Consider the following 17,430-nt stretch of genomic DNA (forward strand, 5'->3'; position numbering starts at 1 on the left):
TTGCCGGGGTGTTTTTTTCCCGGTCGCAGGGAGCAATACACTGTCGATCACATGAATCACACCATTGGATGCAGGAATGTCAGGGGTGATTACTTTGGCATTATTTACTGTGAATGATCCACTCGTTTTGATTGCTAGCGTTTGCCCCTGGATAGTTTCTGAATCCTGAGAAGCCAATAATATCTTTGAGGGCAACACGTGATAGGTTAGTATCGCGGTCAGCTTGTCACGGTTTTCCTCTTTTAATAACTCGTCAACAGTGCCCTTCGGTAACTTTGCAAACGCCTTGTCGGTAGGTGCGAAGACTGTAAACGGTCCATCGCCCTTGAGTGTTTCTACCAGACCAGCGGCCTTGAGAGCGGCTACGAGTGTCTCGAACTGGCCTGCAGCTACAGCGGTTTCAACAATATCTTTATCATTCTTTGCTGCCGCATCAGTTTTGATGGCTCTGATTGAGGCAACTTCCAAACGGAAGGGACCTGCTTTTTTATCAGACAATGTAAATCCAACACTTTGAATGTCACCAGCTTTGGGGGGTGCAACTCCGGAAACCCGTCGACCAAAAGTAGTATACTCAAATGAATCGATCGGGAAGCGGACTTCCTTCCATGTGTCTTTTTGAGTTTTGAGGGTTGCACGATATGATGTGGCCGAATTGCGGGAAGACGGCCGGATGTCGAAGTAATATGGTCTTCCATCACCTCTAACACGAAGTGCAAAAGCTTCATATGCTTCAAGGTTAAGGTCAGTTGGCTTTGATCGAATGGATGCAAATCCGCCTTGATTTTCAAGCGACAAATTCCCGGAGAATACCAGTGTATTGTCTTCACTTACACGAGCTCGGCCTTCGGATATTCCACCCATAACTGTGTCGTTAACCGAAAGCCATTTTGATTCTGCTGATTCACCTGTAAAGTCGAACAAGGTCTTTTGTGATGACTCAGCGGCGATCCCCGTGGATAAGGAGAACAATGTTATTAGCAAAATTACTGCGTTTGTTCTAAGATGTCTCATTGTCATGTCCTTCCAAGAAGCTGTTTAAAATTTGCATTATTGTTGGCTGTGTTTTTACTTATACGGTGTCGGAATTTTGGTGTTCAGCCTAATCCTCATTTGCCGATTCATCATCAATTCATCTGAAGGGCTGGTCCGAGCCGCAGGTGGTTTCGCGGTTCTGGCTGCTGGCGATTTTCTTCGCGACGATCGCTCTGGCGACGCTGAAGCTGCGGTAGGGCGTGCGGGGCAGTAGCTAAAGGGGAGTCAGTTTTGCTTGCATTGTATGCGGGATAATGCTATTGTGGCGGTGGTTTATTCAGGAGATCGCCATGCGTAAAGTAATTATCATACTGACACTCATTTCTACTTCATATCTTTTTGCTGGAGAGCAGACGGCAAAAGAGATCGCGGAAGCTGCCAGAGATGGAAGTTCCGAATCGCTTGCCCAATTGGAAGAAATGGCAGATGGTGGCAATGCCGATGCGCAGTATGAGCTGGGCAGGATGTATCATGATGGTGCTGGTGTTCGGCTGGATAATGGGCTGGCTAAGAAATGGTTCGAACGATCGGTTGCGAGGGGGAATCCTAAAGCCTTATACAAGCTGGCTGTTATGTATAAGTACGGGAGAGGGACTGTTAGAGACTTGGATAAAGCTCAGGAATATTTTAAAAAGGCTTTCGCTGGCATAGAGGAACCTGCAAATCAAGGTGACGCAGAAGCGCAATACCTTTTTGGCAATATGTATTATCATGGGAATGGTACGGCAGTTGATAATAGGAAGGCTTATGACTGGTTTTCTAGAGCTGCAAAGGTTGGTAATTATACGGCTCAATACGCCCTAGGTTATATGTATCTGTATGGTGAAGGTGTTCAACAGGATGACATTAAATCCACGAAATGGTTTTCTAAAGCGTTGCCTGCTCTCAGAAAAGCTGCTGAACATGGAGATATCTACGCTCAACTAGATTTAGGCAATATGCTCTATAGTGGTTACGGTGTACCTGAAGATGAGACTAGAGCAGCCGAATGGTATTCCAAAGCTGCTGAACGAGGATTTGCTGATGCACAGTACGAATTAGCAGTTATGTATGGGGCAGGGAGGGGTGTCAAGGCGGACCAATGTAAGGAAGATGAACTGCTTGAGAAGGCCGCTGAACAAGGGCACTTAAAGGCTCAACTTAGGCTGGCGAAAATATGTGACTGGCGGCGTCAGTACGAGCAGGCATTCAAGTGGTATCGGCGGGCGGCTGAGCAAGTACATAGCGGAGCAATGTATGAGTTAGCTTCAATGTATGATGCGGGTCGTGGAGTTGAGCAGAGTAAAGAAAAAGCGGCTGAGTGGTGCGAGCGGGCAGCGGAACATGGGTATATTCAGGCGCAATCCGATATGGGCTATCTGTATGAGCATGGTGAGGGTGTTGAGCAGGATTATTCGAAAGCTTTTGAGTGGTATTGCAAAGCGTCTGAGCGAGGTTACCCAATTGCTCAGCTTCGCTTGAGTTATTTATACAGTAAAGGGCTGGGAGTGTCAGTTGGTCGGGTTAAGGCTTATAAGTGGTGTGTGCTATCTGGCCGAGATGCTTCTATTCTCGACGATGCCAGAAAACAAAAGGAATTGCTCGAAAAGACCATGAGCGAAGATGAGATCAAGGAAGCGATGAATTTAGCAGAGCAATGGTATAGGGATTACGAGCGATAATAAATTCTGTTGGAGTTGGACATGCGGAGACCGGATAAGTTCAGGCGAGGGGTGATGTTGGTATGGTTTGGCGTACTGGCGTGGATATGGCTTAGCCTTGGAGACGGTCAGGTTCTTTACACAGGTCTGCTGGCTACTTTGCTTGTGTATCCGGGGGTGGTGCTGATCGGGGATGCGTTTTGGCCGCCGGATGAGGAATAGTGTTTGTGAGCCTGAGCGGATGTTACAGTTCGAACTGGTAGCTTAGGGTTTTGTAGATCAGTTTGGCGGCCAGGTAGTTGGGGGCCTTGTTTTGGGGGTTGGGGCAGAGTTCTGCTATGTCGAAGCCTACGATGTTTTTTGTTTCGGCGACTTTTCGCAGGAATCGGAGGACCTCGTACCAGGTCATTCCGCCGGGCTCGGGGGTGCCGGTGGAGGGCATGATGGAGGAGTCGAAGACGTCGAGGTCGATGGTTATGTAGACCTGGTCGGTGAGTATGTCGACGGCGTCGTTGGCCCATTCGCGGCGGTTGTATATTTCTTCGGCGAAGAAGACGCGGTCGGGGTCCATGAGCTGTTTTTCGGAGGCGTCCATGGAACGAATGCCGACCTGGACGCAGGGGGCGATCTCGGAGGCGCGGGCCATTACGCAGGCGTGGTTGTGTTTTGAGCCTTCGTATTCGTCGCGGAGGTCGGCGTGGGCGTCGAGTTGGAGGACGCTGAGGTTTTCGTATTTTTCTGCGTGGGCCTGGATGGCGCCGACGGAGACGGAGTGTTCGCCGCCGATGACGACGGTGTGTTTGTTGTCGGCGAGCCAGAAGGCGGTTCGGTCGCGGACCTGCTGGACCATGCGGAAGGGATCGGGATCGCATTGGATGGGGTTGTCGGTCCAGATGCCGCGTTTGTAGACTTCGGAATCGGTTTCGATATCGTAGCGTTCGAGCTGGTAGGCGGCGTCGATGATGGCAGCGGGGCCCTTGTCTGCACCCTTTTGCCAGGTGCTGGTCTCGTCGTAGGGGACGGGGATGAGGACGATCGATGAGCCGTTTGGCTCGCTGTTGTTGTCGTGCCAGTCGCCGAACTGCTTACGGTCAGTCATGCCGGTATCCTTTCCTGTTTTGATGTATGGTTATACATAGAAATAATGCAAAACTTTTGGTGTTTATGCAAGTGTGATCGTGAGAAATGTGGCGGCGTAGTTGTATGCGGTGCGCAAGGCGTTACGTGGGGACTCGCGGCTGGGTCGCCGCTCGCGTTTTTGCGCCATGATCGTTATTGTGGACGCGCGGAGTGAGGCTGTTGTGATCGTGCATGCGGGCTCGTTGCGTTCTCTGGATCCCAAATCAAGTTTGGGGTGGCATATGTCTTGTTGGTGCGGGTCGCGCGGCGGACACGAAGGTTTTTTTGTTTTTAGGCGGGTTCGGCGGCGGCAATTGTGGAGTCGCTTCGCGACGGCTATTTTACGCTTGGTCCGCCGGAGGCGGATGACATTTTGCACGTTGTGTGTCCGTCTGGTCAATACATTTCTGTCAGGGTCTGTTCTACTATTTCGGGGGGGACGTCGTGGGCCCACTGGTTGTTTTTGCACAGGGCGGTGCCGATCTGGTCGAGGAGTACGAATTTTGGCCAGCCTGCGACGGCTTTTTTGTCTCGGCGGATTATGTCGATCAGTTGGTCTTTGTCGAGTTCGGCGGGGATGCTTACGGGCAGGCCGAGGCGGGTGAGGATGTATTCTATCTTTGCGACGCGGCCCTTGTCGCCGATGCCCATTTTCGCTTCGATCATTGCGGCGCCGACCATGCCTATGCCGACGCATTCGCCGTGGAGAAGTTCGTAGTTGCTTGCAGATTCGACGGCGTGGCCGATGGTGTGGCCGTAGTTGAGGATGCGGCGTTTGTTTTTCTCGGTGGGGTCCTCTTCGACGACGGCGGCCTTGATGCGGCAGTTGCGTTCGGCGATCTGTTCGAGGGTGGCGGTGTCTTTTGCGCGGAGCTCTGTGATGTGCTGTTCGAGGAATTCGAAGTAGTCGGCGTCCGCGATCAGGCCGTGCTTGATGGATTCTGCCAGGCCCGCGAGGTATTCGCGGTCGTCGAGGGTTTTGAGCGTCTCGACGTCGATGCAGACTTCGGTGGGCTGCCAGAAGGCGCCGAAGGCGTTTTTGCTGAGTGTGGAGTCGACGCCGGTTTTGCCGCCTACGCTGCTGTCGGCCTGTGCGACGGTGGTAGTGGGGATCTGTACGACGTCGACGCCGCGTTTGAAGATGGCGGCTGCGAAGCCCGCGATGTCGCCGACGGTTCCGCCGCCGAGTGCGACGATGACGGAGTCGCGGCCCATGAATTCTTTTTCCATCGCCTCGATGATGTTGACGACGGTTTGTATGTGTTTTGATTTTTCGCCGGGCGGGTCGATGACGCAGCTTTGGACTTCGTTGGTGCCGGTGAGTTTTTCCAGATGGCCGGCTTTGACGAGGTTTGCGTCGGTGACGATGAACATGGATTTGCCGGCGTATCGTTCGGTGAGTTCGGGCCAGAGGTCGGCGAGTTGTCCGGAGCCGATGGTGATGGTGTAGGCCTGGGCGGGTTTTGCGGGGATGTTTACTTTGATCTGGGTCACGGTTTTACCTCGGATTTGGCGATTGGGTTAGCTGTCGGGCCGCGGCGGGTTAGTACGAGATCACGGAATAGATGGGGTATTTCTGAAGCATGAGTCGGCCCGGCAGGTCGGTGAGTTCGACGAGGAAGGCGGTGGCGACTATTTCAGCGCCGAGACGTTCCATGAGTGAGCATGCGGCTTTCATCGTGCCGCCGGTCGCGAGCAGGTCGTCGAACATGAGGACGCGGCTGCCGGGTTTGACGGCGTCGGCGTGGACCTCGATGGTGTTGCTGCCGTATTCGAGGTCGTAGGTCATCGCTTCGCTGCGGCAGGGGAGTTTGCCGGGTTTGCGGATGGGTATAAAGCCTGCGCCGATCTCGCGGGCTATTGCGGCGCCGAAGATGAAGCCGCGTGCCTCGATGGCTGCGACGTAGTCGACGTTCTTGTTTTTGTAGGGTTCGGCGATGGCGTCGATGGCGTAGGACATGGCGTCCTTGTCGCCGAGCAGGGGGGTGATGTCACGAAAGAGAATGCCCTGGACGGGGAAGTCTTTTATGTCTCGAATGTATTGCTTTAGATCCATTGAACCGCCTGGAAAAGAAAACCGAAAACCGTTTTAGTAACCGCGACTGGTTCCGCATGCCGTCCTTTTTCGTGTTGTCGCTGTGGGCGAGCTTACGAACGGACGGATGTGGAAGGCATCCGCGGTGACAGTTGTCGAGCAGCTCTCCGGATTGATCCGCTTTTTACTGCGACATCAGCTCGTTGAGCTTTGCGAGGCCGCTGGCCTGAATCTGGCGTACGCGTTCGCGTGTCAGGCCGAGCACCTTGCCGATCTCTTTGAGCGTTAGCGGTTCCTGGCCGCCGATGCCGAAACGGAGGGTCAGTATCCTGGCCTCGCGTTCGTCGATCTCGCTGAGCATGTCGACTGCCTTTGCGAGTTCCTCGTCGCTTCCGAGGATCTCGTCGGGCACTGTGATTTTATCGTCTTTGAGTGTTTCGTCAAGGCCTGAGTTTTCTTCGCTGGCGGCGTCGCCCTGGAAGCCTGCGTCGACCATGTCTACCACATCGCGGACGGCTTTGGCCTTTTTCTGGGGCAGGCCCATTTCTTCGGCCATTTCCTTGAGGCTGGCGGGTCGGCCCAGTTCGTCCTTTAGTTTGTCGGAGACCTGGCGGTACTGGTTGACTAGTTCGACCATGTATGTGGGGATATGTATGGGCTGGGCGTTCATGAGCAGGGAGCGTTTTATGCCCTGCTTGATCCACCAGGCAGCGTATGTGCTGAAGCGAACGCCGTGCTCGGGATCGAACGAGTCGACGGCCCGTAAAAGTCCGATATTGCCTTCTTCGATGAGGTCGCCGAGTGTGAGGCCGCGACCGTTGAAGCGTTTTGCGATGTTGACGACGAGGCGGAGATTGCTGCAGACCATGCGTTCTCTTGCGAGCGGGTCGTCTTCTTCGTGTATGCGTCTGGCGAGCTCTTTTTCGTCCTCCCATGTTAGCAGCGGCGATTCGTCTATTTCTTTGAGATAGTCCTTTAGTGTGACGTCAAATGCCATATAAAACTCCCGCCTGGTGCTTTGGGGCGTATTGTGGGCCCGGCCGCGACCGGCTAAAAACAAGATTGCCTTTTCATCAGTGTCCGGAATTCGTCAGCAACTTCCGGCGTATCCGTGTTGTACGGTATTCAATTTTCCTGCGATTACGTCAGAAAGCAAGTATCGCAACGCTTTTATGGGACGGCTTGCGGGCCGAGCCCATTTCCTTTGCTTTATCGGCAGAAAAGAGGGGCGGATTAACGTGGCGTCGAATAATCGATTATGCAAAAATCAGTACACACAAGCGGCGAGAGGGATTGTGTTAATGGGAATGCAAATATGATAGCTGGGAGTCTAAGGATTATTAGAAGCGGTTTCAAAACTCAGATTTGCCTTTCGGCGGCCCTTTTTCCGTTCGGCTGCGTTGTGCAAAACCGTCAATACACCCTTTAGGGTGATAAATAACGCGATGAAAGTCTAATATGGCCGACAAGTCAACGCCCACGCAATGGCTGACATCAGTGCCAGCCATTAATGCGTTATAGCTATGGCCGGTTTTACACGCCTTGCCGAGACGAAAAAATTGCTCGCCGGCAAGCCAAAAGCAGTTTTGAAACAGCTTCTAGCCAGGTAGCTTCGGTGGAAAGAAAAATCATCTGTTGAGAGTTAGGGTTGTTTTGAAGCAAGTTAGGGATTATTGATGGGAGAGCGACGCAGATTTTGCGGCAGCCTCTTGAAGACCGTTATTTGAAAGTTACTGCATATGCCGCGTTTAGGCTTTAAATCTCGGTTGCGTGCAGGGCCTGTTGGGCTTTTTCGTCCTGGCTCATTTCGGCGTTTGAGTTTATGTCGTTGTAGTCGCCTCGGAGGGCCTTAAGGGCGTTCTTTTCGCGGTAGATCTCCTGGGAGGTTCTAAAGCCCAGTCTGCGGAACATTTCGAGCGGTGGACACCAGCCCTGGACGGCATGCTGTAGGAGGAAGCCTGCGACTACGGCGGGGAGCAGATACCATTTTCTACTGCGGGTGGTGCCCATGATAATGCCGAACATTGAGACAGCGGCTGCGTTGGTTTGAAGTGTGCGTTCTATGTCCCATTCCTGATCGAGCTGGTTGATGCGGTCCTCGATCTGGTCGAGTCTTCGGGAGTAGTAGCAGATCTTTGCTTCGGTGTCCTGCCGGATCCTTTCGTTTATGTAATCGGCTGTGTGAGCCTCGACGCGGGATCGCGCAGATTCGGTTTCAGCAATCATGTTTGCCTCCGGTGTTTTAGAATTCTGTTTCGTTGTGTTTCACTTTTTGACGGACGCCTTTGACATGAGCAGGATGATGCCGGAGATCAGCACGAGACCGCCTCCCATGATCAGGGCCGCTGCAGCGGGTGAGACGACCATCTTCAGGAGCAGGTATCCGCCGAAGATAAGGAAAGCCGCTCCGACAAGAAAAATAATCGTGCTGATGAACAGGGCGGCGGAGAAGCTGACCACCTGCACCAGGGCATGTTTGACGGTGCCTGCCTCTCGCTCGAGTTTGAGTTTGACCATGTCCGAGGAGAGGCGGGCAGCGTCACCTATAGTCGTGATTATGTCATGCATCAGGCTCATGAGGATCTCCGCCCGAGGATACCTGCGACAACGATGCCTACCGCGAAGGATATGAGTACGGAAGCGAGCGGTTTCTTCTCGATGTATTTTCGGGAGGTGTTGAGGGCCTCGTCGCCGTGTTCGCGGACTGCTTTTTGAGCATGGTCAAAGCGTTCCTTTGTACGTCCTTCGAGGTCGGCCATCGCTTCCTTGAGCTTGTTTCGGCTTCGCATGACTTTCTCCTGGCTGTAGCCTCCGACTGAGCCGAGCATCTCTGTCAGGTCGGATCTTAGTTTGCGTATGTCATTTTTGAGTTGTTCCACTTCGCGATTGATCTCTTTTGTTCTTTCGGTTGCCATATAAGTCCTTTCCATTGAAGTGTTATTCTAGAAGTATTTTTTCTTTGTACCGTTAAGTCCTGCCCAACAAATTCATAATGAGCAGAACGACGAATAGTGCCAGAAAGATGAAAAATAGAATTTTCGCTATGCCTGCGCTGGCTGCGGCGATGCCCGAGAAGCCGAACACCGCTGCGATTATTGCAACAATAAGAAATGTCAGTGCCCATCCTAAAAGTCCCATTAGCGTTCTCCTGCAATTTGCGGGTTCGACTGGTATTTACCTAGAATTCTTCGTCTAGCTCCTCGCCTGCATTTTCGATGTCTTCGCCTGCTCCTTGTATAGTTTCGCAACCCATCGGTGCCAGTGCTGTCAATGCAAGCAGGAAGGCCAATAGAATCGTTACAGATTTCTTCATTTTGTTGTCCCCTTAAACTAATTCCATCATATCAGTGTCAATGGTAACTGATTCGTAAAGGTATGCCATCAGGGATGTGCCCAAAAGATATGCAGGAAAAACCTGTCTTTGGGTAAGCACGGTGCTTGAGGGGTTCGCCACAGGTGGAGAATGTGGATCGTTGTAGGCTGTGGAGGCAGTGTTTTGCGGAAAAAAAGAATTTTGGCAAGATTTTTCGCCAATCTGTGGGTTTTTAACTCCTAGAGTATCGTGCAGGGACAAATTTTTGTAAATGGGTGCAGATTTGTTGGAGATAGCGATGAAAAAGGTCTTGTTGTGTGTTGTGTTAGTGTGTCTGGTTTCAAGCCTTAGTTTTGCCGTGCTTCCGGATAATCTGAGTATAGATGTTGCGGACGTTGACGGCGATGGGGACTCTGATGTGCTGGTTTTGACGAAGCGGTCACTGCGGGCGGATGATTACAAGGTGTTTACGTGGGATCCGGCGACGGGCTATACGCAGGTATCGGCACCGGAGGTGAGGACCTACCGCGGCTATGTTCAGGATGATCCGGATATTCGGGTGAATGCTTCGATCGAGCCGGGGGGTATTCTGCAGGCGAACCTTACGGTAGGGCGCAATGCCATCAAGCGAATAGAGAATGTGAGTGTGGATGTTTCCGGGCCCGAGGGTACGGCGGATCCAGGGTCGGGGAATGTTGTGGTTTCAAGGACAGTGGATCGAGTTTCGCCAACGCCTCGGGGATACGTGATACCGAAGTATACCATGCGTCAGATGCATGTGGGGATGGATATTGCGAATGATTATTATGAGGCTTCGAACAACAGTGTTGCCCAGGCGATAGCTCGTGCTGAGCAGCGGGTGAATGATGCAGATCATTTTTATGCCCGTGATATGGGTATGGCGTGGGAGATACAGGAGTGCGTGGTGCGTGTGGGAGGCGATCCGGACAACTGGAAGACCTGGTGGTGGAGCGGGACTTCGGCTTACATAAATACCAAGGTCAAATTCAAGGCGCCGGGCGGCGGTGGATCCAGCGGTGTGGTTTTTGATGCGTCGAACTTGAACCATCAGCATTCGTGTACGGTCGGGAGCATGGCTCAGTATGCGAAGTCGCTGGGACACGAGGTTGCACACGGATATGGTGCGGGACACTACAGTTCGATCAGCGATACGATGGGCGGGTCAAGGTCATGCCTTGGAACAGGTACCGTTCAGCGGATGATCGATCACAGTAATGTCGCTCAGGAGGCTGCGGCGCCGGCTATCGTTTATAGTGAGGATCTGGTGCCATATGCGATGGAAGACGGGGCGGTCACTGTTAAGGATCAGCCCGTTGAGGTCGATCTGCTCGAAAATGATTATGACGGCAACGGGGATGACATCTCGCTCGAGTGTGTTGATGCCGTGACGTCGAGTGGCGGCAGTGTCGAGGTCGTTGAGGACGGTGTTATTCGATATACGCCTGCGGAAGGATTTGTGGGCTCGGATGAGTTCTCTTATCATGTCTCCGATAGCGGAGGGCTGACTAACAGGACTGGATATGTGCAGATATACGTCAGGCCTGCTGGTGTCGCGACGCACATTCTTCTGGATGAGACGGATGGGTATGTCGCTCACGATGTGGGGCCTTTTGCAGCACATGGCAGTTTGACTGGCGGCCTGTCTTTTGCTGATTCTACCGGCGGAGTGATCGGGAATGCGTTGGAGAGTTTTGCGAGCGGATCGAGCGGGGCCAGGGCAGATTTTGCCGGGACGGGTGATCCGATGGACGGTGATCTGAGTGTTTCGCTATGGGCGAAGTATACGCAGGTGCCGACAGCCAACGGTGTGCTTGCTTGTAAAGGCGGCGCGGTAATACCGGGGCGGTTCAATAATCCGAGGGGCGGCTGGTTTATTGGTCACACTGCTTCGGGATTCAAGTTTGCCGGTAATATGCAGCGGGACCTGTGGCAGAATGGGGAGAAATTCGACAGAACGTCAAGCAGCGGCATCGCGACTGATAAGTGGTATCATCTTGCGATGGTGATAGACAGGGACAGCGGTACGATACGTGCATGGGTTAACGATCGAGAGGTGACCGGTTCGGAGTGGGGTGCTGATGTGCCGGACGGTATAATCGATTGCCGGTGGCCGTTGGTGCTTTTCGATGCTCAGAGTCAGCAGACCCAGGGGACAGATACGCCTGTGATCATTGACGACGTGCGGATATATCATGAGGCTCTGTCCGGGGCTGACGTTACTGCTTTGTATAATTCGGCCGACGACGACATACCGGCTGGGTCTCCTGATCCCGCGAATCTCTCGAATAGTTTTACCGGAGATCGGCTTTCGTGGATAGGCGGCAGGCCGTCGGGTTATATTTTTGATGTTTATCTTGGTGATAGTGAGGCTGCTGTTGAAGGGGCGGACGCGAGCTCGCCTGAGTATCTGGGTTGGACAACTTATAACTATTGGAACGTGGATCTTGAGCCTGGCAGGGAATACTTCTGGCGGGTTGATGAGAGAAACGCCGGGGCGATGGTTACGGGGCGAGTCTGGAGGTTCCGTACAAAAGAGCTGGGTGCCAGTTATAGTCTGGATTTCGGTACGAGCAGTTCAGCGGTTGAAGAAGGGTTTAGCCGTGTGCTGTTTGGGGATCCGACATATGTGAACTGGGGACGATTCGAGCTTACTTCGAGCACGGGGTCGGCTGGAACATCCACGAACGGAGGCAATGGTGATCTGCTGCACGACTATGTCAAGGCGTCCGGAGGCGGGGTTTCGCTTACATTGACGTTCAGTGGGGTTATGACGGGTGATTATACTTTGAAATTCTATCAGTGGCTGCAGGATATTTATGCCGTACCCGAAGAGGCGTGGCTTCAGGAGCAGGGTTCAAGTACGCATTTGCTGGATTTCGCGAGGGATGGAAAAAGTACGACTCCGCGAACGGGCAATGTGCATCTGGAAGCGAGCAAGACTTATGAATTTGTGATACTTGAGAAGAACAACCGAAACGCTGCTTATATTGCGGGTTTTGAGCTTATCAAGGCGAATGAGCCGCCGGCGTTTGCTAGTGATCCGTTGGCGAAATCCGCGGCGGGCGAGGGTATTACATATGCCGGCCAGCTCAGCAACGACGTGACCGATCCGGACATCTCGGATGTGACGGTATTCAGAAAGGTCAGCGGACCGGGATGGCTGAACATCTCAGAGGATGGTGAGATGTCGGGTGTGCCGTCGGCTGGTGATATAGGATACAACAGCTTCACTGTGAAGGCTGCTGATATGGTCGGTGCTTATGATCAGGCTACGCTTCAGATCGAGGTGATCGATATGTACACAGGCAGTCTGGGCTTTGCCGACTTTGCGGGTTTCGCAGTGCAGTGGTTGAGTTCCGGCTGTGCGGATTATTGCGGCGGGGCGGATCTAAACGGTGATGGTCAGGTTAATATGGCTGATCTGGAGGCCATGGGGGTTGGATGGCTTGTGGCTGATTGAGGACGAATGAACCTTACAGATGAATTGAAAAGGACGGCTCCGTGATGGGCCGCCCTTCCTTTTTTGACCGATTTTTCTGTCAGGACATCTTTGCGGGGTTGGGGGTTTTTAGGACGAGGAAAGTTGCTGGTGTGTCCGTTTTGTTTTTGATCTGCATGGGTGTTTTGTAGGCGACGGGGGTGAGGGAGCCTTTTTCGAGGGTGTTTTCGGTACCATCGAGGTTTGCGGTGATCGTGCCCTCGATAATGAGCAGGTGGACGTTGGAGTTTGCGTTGTGGTCCGGGACGGCCTGGCCTGGCTTGAGGGCGATCTGCATTATGAGGATGTCATCGGTGTCGACGACTTTGCGCTTGCCCATTTTGTCGTCAGCGTATGGGATGTCTTTCAATACATTCGTATTCATTCAGTATCCTTTCGTCTTGTTTGCGGCAAAAAAGAAACCCGAATTGAGCCGAAGCTCGCATCGGGCTCTTTGTGAAGGCAGAATTAGCTGAGGCATTCAGCCAGATCGTCCTCGACAGTCGCAACCGGAGCAAGTCCGAATTGCTCGACGAGTACGTTTAGAACGTTCGGGCCCACGAATGCGGGCAGAGACGGGCCGAGCTTCATATCCTTGATACCCAGGTGGAGCAGGGTCAGCAGGATCGCGACGGCCTTTTGTTCGTACCAGCTCAGGATCATCGAAAGCGGCAGGTCGTTGACTCCGCAGTCGAATGCTTTGGACAGCGCTACCGCGATCTGGATCGCGGAGTATGCATCATTACACTGGCCGCAGTCGAGGATGCGCGGGATGCCTTCGATATCGCCGAATTCCATTTTGTTGAACCGGTACTTGCCGCATGCCAGGGTGAGGATCACGCAGTCGTCGGGTACCTTTTCTGCGAACTCGGTGTAGTAGTTGCGTCCGGGTTTTGCGCCGTCGCAGCCGCCGATCAGGAAGAAGTGCTTGATCTTGCCTGCCTTGACTAGGTCGACGACATTTTCGGCGACGCTCATTACGGTGTTGTGTGCGAATCCGATGGGGATGCGTTTTTCGGGTGCGTCCTCGGTAAAGCCGGGCTGAGCGAGTGCGGCTTCGATGACGGGTGTAAAGTCGTAATCGTCAATATGCTGGACATCCGGCCAGCCGACCAGCCCCGAAGTAAAGATGCGGTCCTTGTAGCTGTCCTTGGGCTTCTGCAAGCAGTTGGTGGTCATGAGTATTGCGCCGGGGAACTCGTCGAATTCCTTACGCTGATCCTGCCATGCACCGCCGTAATTGCCTACGAGGTGGTCGAACTTCTTGAGCTCTGGATAGGCGTTGCAGGGGAGCATTTCGCCGTGGGTGTAGACGTTAATTCCCTTGCCCTCGGTCTGCTTTAGAAGCTCGTGCAGGTCCTTGAGGTCATGTCCTGAGACGACGATAGCCTTGCCCTTTACCGGGGTTACACGGCATTGAGTGGGCTCGGGATTGCCGTAGGTTTTGGTGTTGCCGGCGTCGAGCAGTTCCATCGCACGCAGATTTATTGCACCTGTCTTGAGTGCCATGGCGGTGAGCTGTTCGACGTCCTGGGGTTCACGGCTGACGTAGTCGAACGCTTCGTGGACGAATGCGTAGACTGCGTCGTCCTGCTGGCCGAGGATCTGTGCGTGGTCCGCGTAGGCGGAGAGGCCCTTGAGGCCGTAGACGATCAGTTCCTGCAGGCCGGTGACATCATCGCCGTATTCTTTGAGACGGTTCTCGATGGTGACGGATTCGCCGAGATCGACGAGTGCGTTGAGATCGTTGACCGACTTCCACCAGTCGATGTGCAGGTTGAGATCCTCGGGCTGTTTGCCCTGTTTGCGGCATGCATCTTCGTACAGATTGCCGATCTTCTGACGGATCTCGGTCGCCTTCTGAAGCAGACGCTGGAAATCGACGGCGTCGAAGTTGACGTTTGTCAGCGTGCTGAAGCAGGCTTTGATGGTGAATACGTTCGTCTCGTCGTCGGTTACGCCCAACTGCCGCGCTGCATGTGCGTAGCGGGATATTTCCTTAAGTGCGTGCACGGTTAGGTCCTGAAGCGATGCCACTTCCGGGCCCTTGCCGCAAACGCCGTGAGCGGTACAACCAGAACCTTTGGCTGTCTGTTCACATTGGTAGCAAAACATGTTCATAGGTTTGACCTCCAATTGAGATTAGCTTAATTAGCTTTTAATAATTCCTGTATAGTTCGCGCGGGCAATACGCTTGCCCGTTTGAGTTCTGAGTATCTGGTCGAAGTAATCTGTTTCGGTCAGATTTGCATGCGCGGGATATTCCTCGGCGAAGTTGACTATCCTGTCCGCGTCCCAGATGCAATTGAATTCCATCGTATTCATGCCCCCTGAATGATGGTTCGCGATGATATCGCAAACGTGCTCGATCGTTTCGTTGTCAATGTCGAGTTCGGTCATGATCTTTCGAGCTACGGGCGGTCCTTCGATCTGCTGGTACCGTCCTGCAGTACTATTGTAACGGCGTTGGGAGTTGTGTATACCTATGTCGTGCAGGATTGCCGCAATTTTTACAAGCTGCAGATTTGTCTTTTCCGCGACGGCGATCTGTTCGGCGATTTGCAGCACCTGCAAGGCGTGGCTGATGCGACGCTGGTCGGAGCCGAAGTATGTCTGCATTTTCTGTTGTACTTGCGCTGGCAGATTCACTTTCAGTTGTCCTCCGGAGCAGCGACATCGGCGAGTGTGGTTTCGGTGAGGTATTGATCCATCTGGGACTGAAGTTTACCCAGTTTTTTGTGCAGCGGGCACTTTGCGTTGATCGGGCATTGAAAACTTCCGGTCAGGCATTTGTTTATGCTTACCGGCCCCTGAATGGCAAGTACGACGTCAGCGATGCTTATCTTTTGAGGGTGCTTGCTGAGGCTGAAGCCTCCTTTGGGCCCCATTTTGCTCTTGACGAGTCCTGCGGCCTGTAGCTTTTGCATCAGTTTTGCTGCCAGTGCGGAAGGTATCTGCTGTTCAGTGCTGATCTGTTTAGTAGATACAGCCTTTCCGCTTTCAAGCTGTGCGAGCATCGCCATCGCCCGCAGTGCGTAGTCTGTGTCTCTTCTGATGACGTCCATGATTTTCATTCCTGCAAAAGTTTCATTACTGAAGTAGGATTATATTAGTCCTACACTGGTGTTGGTTCAAGGGTAAAATAAAAATTTTGCGGGAAAATGGAAAAAGGTCTTTTTGAAAAGATAGGTATAGTAAAAGTTAGGGTTAGTCGGTAAAGTGAGCGGGCCCGAAATATATGCATTTTCAGGGCGTAAACAGATTTTTGACTTGATAAGTTAGTTTGGACGTAATATGTTAGCTGAGACTAAGTTGGAATTAATGTTTACGGTCGGTTGAGAAATACTTCAGTTTTTTTGGTTTGAGGTGTAGTTGCTCGGTGATTGTGCCGATCCGCCTATCAGTAATAATGCCGATGGTTGAGGCCGAAATATGAAAGGAGACATTGTGAAGTTAAGCACAAACAAGTTTTTGGATTTAGTCGTGGTCGCAGTTTGCCTGTCGATCGTAACGGGGGCGTATGCAGTTGAGGATGGCTTCGGAGAGACACATGCCCAAGAGGTACTCAGTGAGTCTGCCGGCCCGGAATTGAATCTCTTTGAAAGGCCGGGGCTGGAGTTTGATGTGGGCGTCACGCAGATATATCAGCGGAACGTGCGGGGCGGACTGAGTACGAACAGCGGCAGGGGCGAGTATTCGGGCAGTTTTGATGTTGAGCTGGCTGGTGATCTTGAGGAGCTTTTTGGATTTGAGGGCTGGCGGTTCTACATGCTCAACGAGGGAAGCTGGACGGACAGCGAAGGGATCGACGCATGGTCGGTCGGAAGCTGGTTCGGCGTGAATGGTGACGCCGCGGGTGACCGAGCCTGGGATGTCACGGAGCTGTGGTTCGAAAAAGACATCAGTGACGAGCTGGTATTGAGGTTGGGTAAAATCGATCTGACGGGCGGTTTCGAGTGCAAGGGTTGTCCGGTTTCCTTTGACGGCAATGCCTATGCTAACGATGAGACTTCACAGTTTCTAAATAACGCGCTGGTCAATAATCCGACGATACCGTTTCCGGATAACGGGCTCGGAGCTGTGCTGCATTACTACGGCGGGGGCATGTGGTACTGGAGCATTGGTATAGCTGATGCACAGGCGGATGCACGCGAGACGGGTTTTTCGACGACGTTCCACGAAGAGGACTATTATTTCCTGATCGCCGAAGCGGGTCTGGTCGGTCATACACATTCCGCGAACGGCGATCTGCTGGGCGCTGCAAGGTTCGGGCTTTGGTACGATCCGCAGGATAAGGAGCGGTTCGACGACGGTGAGACGCACCGGGATGATCGCGGTTTCTATATCAGTGCGGACCAGAAGGTTTACAATGAAAGTCACGATCAGAGCCAGGGGTTGGGTGTGTTCGGCAGGTATGGTTATGCCAGCGGAGAGGTCAACGAGGTTACAAATTTCGTGAGTTTCGGTATGGCGTATACCGGGCTGTTCGAGGGGCGTGACACGGATCGGCTGGGTGTTGGGTTTGCCAGCGGGACGTTCAGCGACGATGACGCGCAGTTTACGGACGACTATGAGCGTGTGATCGAAGCATACTACAGCATAGACGTTGCGGACTGGATCAGTGTCAGTCCGAGCGTGCAGTATGTCGCGAATCCAGGCGGAAATGATGTTGCAAGCGATGCGGTTGTTGTAGGACTGAGGACGCAAATGGTGTTCTAAAACCGCCGGATGCAATGATAATCAGTGGGCCGTGTGTTGTTTGAAGCAGCACGCGGTCCATTTTTGTGCG

General features: G+C 52.9%; 18 protein-coding genes and 1 pseudogene. 5 read left to right on the forward strand and 14 right to left on the reverse strand.

Translation table 11 applies throughout. The features are described 5' to 3' along the window. Positions 1 to 27: 27 nt before the first annotated feature. Positions 28 to 1,020: pseudogene (locus tag STSP2_RS04050) on the reverse strand (CIA30 family protein); the annotation flags it as partial. 70 nt (positions 1,021 to 1,090) lie between these two features. Here STSP2_RS04050 and STSP2_RS17280 point away from each other — a divergent pair. The 3 genes from STSP2_RS17280 (at position 1,091) to STSP2_RS04060 (ending at position 2,897) form a co-directional block, all read left to right on the forward strand. Continuing rightward, positions 1,091 to 1,249: a hypothetical protein gene (locus STSP2_RS17280; protein WP_169852970.1), complete on the forward strand. Its 159-nt coding sequence runs from the start codon at positions 1,091 to 1,093 to the stop codon at positions 1,247 to 1,249. Between the two features lie 76 nt (positions 1,250 to 1,325). Continuing rightward, positions 1,326 to 2,696: an SEL1-like repeat protein gene (locus tag STSP2_RS04055; protein WP_169852971.1), complete on the forward strand. Its 1,371-nt coding sequence runs from the start codon at positions 1,326 to 1,328 to the stop codon at positions 2,694 to 2,696. 21 nt (positions 2,697 to 2,717) lie between these two features. Continuing rightward, the gene (locus STSP2_RS04060; protein ID WP_146660088.1) at positions 2,718 to 2,897 is read left to right on the forward strand and encodes a hypothetical protein; all 180 of its coding nucleotides are present in this window, start codon (positions 2,718 to 2,720) and stop codon (positions 2,895 to 2,897) included. Positions 2,898 to 2,919: 22 nt separating this feature from the next. Here the strand turns inward: STSP2_RS04060 and speB are convergent, their stop codons facing one another. The 9 genes from speB to STSP2_RS04105 all read right to left on the reverse strand — a co-directional run bounded on the left by speB (position 2,920) and on the right by STSP2_RS04105 (position 9,142). Continuing rightward, positions 2,920 to 3,774 (reverse strand): agmatinase, encoded by an 855-nt coding sequence (gene speB / locus STSP2_RS04065; protein ID WP_146660089.1) that lies wholly within the window; start codon positions 3,772 to 3,774, stop codon positions 2,920 to 2,922. Between the two features lie 416 nt (positions 3,775 to 4,190). Then, entirely contained in the window at positions 4,191 to 5,288 is a 1,098-nt protein-coding gene (aroB, locus tag STSP2_RS04070; RefSeq protein ID WP_169852972.1) for a 3-dehydroquinate synthase, read from the reverse strand. A 49-nt stretch (positions 5,289 to 5,337) separates the two neighbouring features. Beyond that, positions 5,338 to 5,850: an adenine phosphoribosyltransferase gene (locus STSP2_RS04075; protein WP_146660093.1), complete on the reverse strand. Its 513-nt coding sequence runs from the start codon at positions 5,848 to 5,850 to the stop codon at positions 5,338 to 5,340. Between the two features lie 163 nt (positions 5,851 to 6,013). Further along, positions 6,014 to 6,826 carry a sigma-70 family RNA polymerase sigma factor gene (locus tag STSP2_RS04080; RefSeq protein WP_146660095.1) on the reverse strand — a complete coding sequence of 271 codons (813 nt, stop codon included), beginning with the start codon at positions 6,824 to 6,826 and terminating at the stop codon, positions 6,014 to 6,016. A gap of 758 nt (positions 6,827 to 7,584) precedes the next feature. Beyond that, positions 7,585 to 8,055, reverse strand: a complete 471-nt coding sequence (locus STSP2_RS04085; RefSeq protein ID WP_146660097.1) for a DUF2892 domain-containing protein — start codon at positions 8,053 to 8,055, stop codon at positions 7,585 to 7,587. Between the two features lie 39 nt (positions 8,056 to 8,094). After that, entirely contained in the window at positions 8,095 to 8,406 is a 312-nt protein-coding gene (locus STSP2_RS04090) for a hypothetical protein (RefSeq protein WP_146660099.1), read from the reverse strand. Further along, complete coding sequence (locus STSP2_RS04095) at positions 8,403 to 8,744, reverse strand: ElaB/YgaM/YqjD family protein (protein WP_169852973.1); 342 nt, start codon at positions 8,742 to 8,744, stop codon at positions 8,403 to 8,405. The genes STSP2_RS04090 and STSP2_RS04095 overlap by 4 nt, the downstream gene beginning before the upstream one ends. A gap of 52 nt (positions 8,745 to 8,796) precedes the next feature. Then, a complete protein-coding gene (locus tag STSP2_RS04100) occupies positions 8,797 to 8,967 on the reverse strand; it encodes a DUF1328 domain-containing protein (protein ID WP_146660103.1) in 171 nt (56 codons plus the stop codon). Between the two features lie 40 nt (positions 8,968 to 9,007). Then, positions 9,008 to 9,142, reverse strand: a complete 135-nt coding sequence (locus STSP2_RS04105; RefSeq protein WP_146660105.1) for an entericidin A/B family lipoprotein — start codon at positions 9,140 to 9,142, stop codon at positions 9,008 to 9,010. Between the two features lie 298 nt (positions 9,143 to 9,440). Here STSP2_RS04105 and STSP2_RS04110 point away from each other — a divergent pair, with 298 nt between their 5' ends. Further along, entirely contained in the window at positions 9,441 to 12,623 is a 3,183-nt protein-coding gene (locus tag STSP2_RS04110; protein ID WP_169852974.1) for an Ig-like domain-containing protein, read from the forward strand. Between the two features lie 79 nt (positions 12,624 to 12,702). Here STSP2_RS04110 and STSP2_RS04115 read toward each other — a convergent pair whose 3' ends face one another. The 4 genes from STSP2_RS04115 to STSP2_RS04130 form a co-directional block, all read right to left on the reverse strand. Then, positions 12,703 to 13,026 carry a cupin domain-containing protein gene (locus STSP2_RS04115; RefSeq protein ID WP_146660109.1) on the reverse strand — a complete coding sequence of 108 codons (324 nt, stop codon included), beginning with the start codon at positions 13,024 to 13,026 and terminating at the stop codon, positions 12,703 to 12,705. An 83-nt stretch (positions 13,027 to 13,109) separates the two neighbouring features. Continuing rightward, positions 13,110 to 14,756: a hydroxylamine reductase gene (hcp, locus tag STSP2_RS04120; protein WP_146663999.1), complete on the reverse strand. Its 1,647-nt coding sequence runs from the start codon at positions 14,754 to 14,756 to the stop codon at positions 13,110 to 13,112. Positions 14,757 to 14,792: 36 nt separating this feature from the next. Continuing rightward, positions 14,793 to 15,290, reverse strand: a complete 498-nt coding sequence (locus STSP2_RS04125) for an HD domain-containing protein (protein ID WP_169852975.1) — start codon at positions 15,288 to 15,290, stop codon at positions 14,793 to 14,795. A gap of 2 nt (positions 15,291 to 15,292) precedes the next feature. Then, complete coding sequence (locus STSP2_RS04130) at positions 15,293 to 15,706, reverse strand: RrF2 family transcriptional regulator (RefSeq protein WP_146660113.1); 414 nt, start codon at positions 15,704 to 15,706, stop codon at positions 15,293 to 15,295. Between the two features lie 382 nt (positions 15,707 to 16,088). Between STSP2_RS04130 and STSP2_RS04135 the strand changes: the two genes are divergently transcribed. Next, complete coding sequence (locus tag STSP2_RS04135) at positions 16,089 to 17,360, forward strand: carbohydrate porin (RefSeq protein WP_169852976.1); 1,272 nt, start codon at positions 16,089 to 16,091, stop codon at positions 17,358 to 17,360. Positions 17,361 to 17,430 lie beyond the last annotated feature (70 nt).

The sequence above is a fragment of the Anaerohalosphaera lusitana genome (assembly GCF_002007645.1).
GTDB classification, from domain to species: domain Bacteria; phylum Planctomycetota; class Phycisphaerae; order Sedimentisphaerales; family Anaerohalosphaeraceae; genus Anaerohalosphaera; species Anaerohalosphaera lusitana.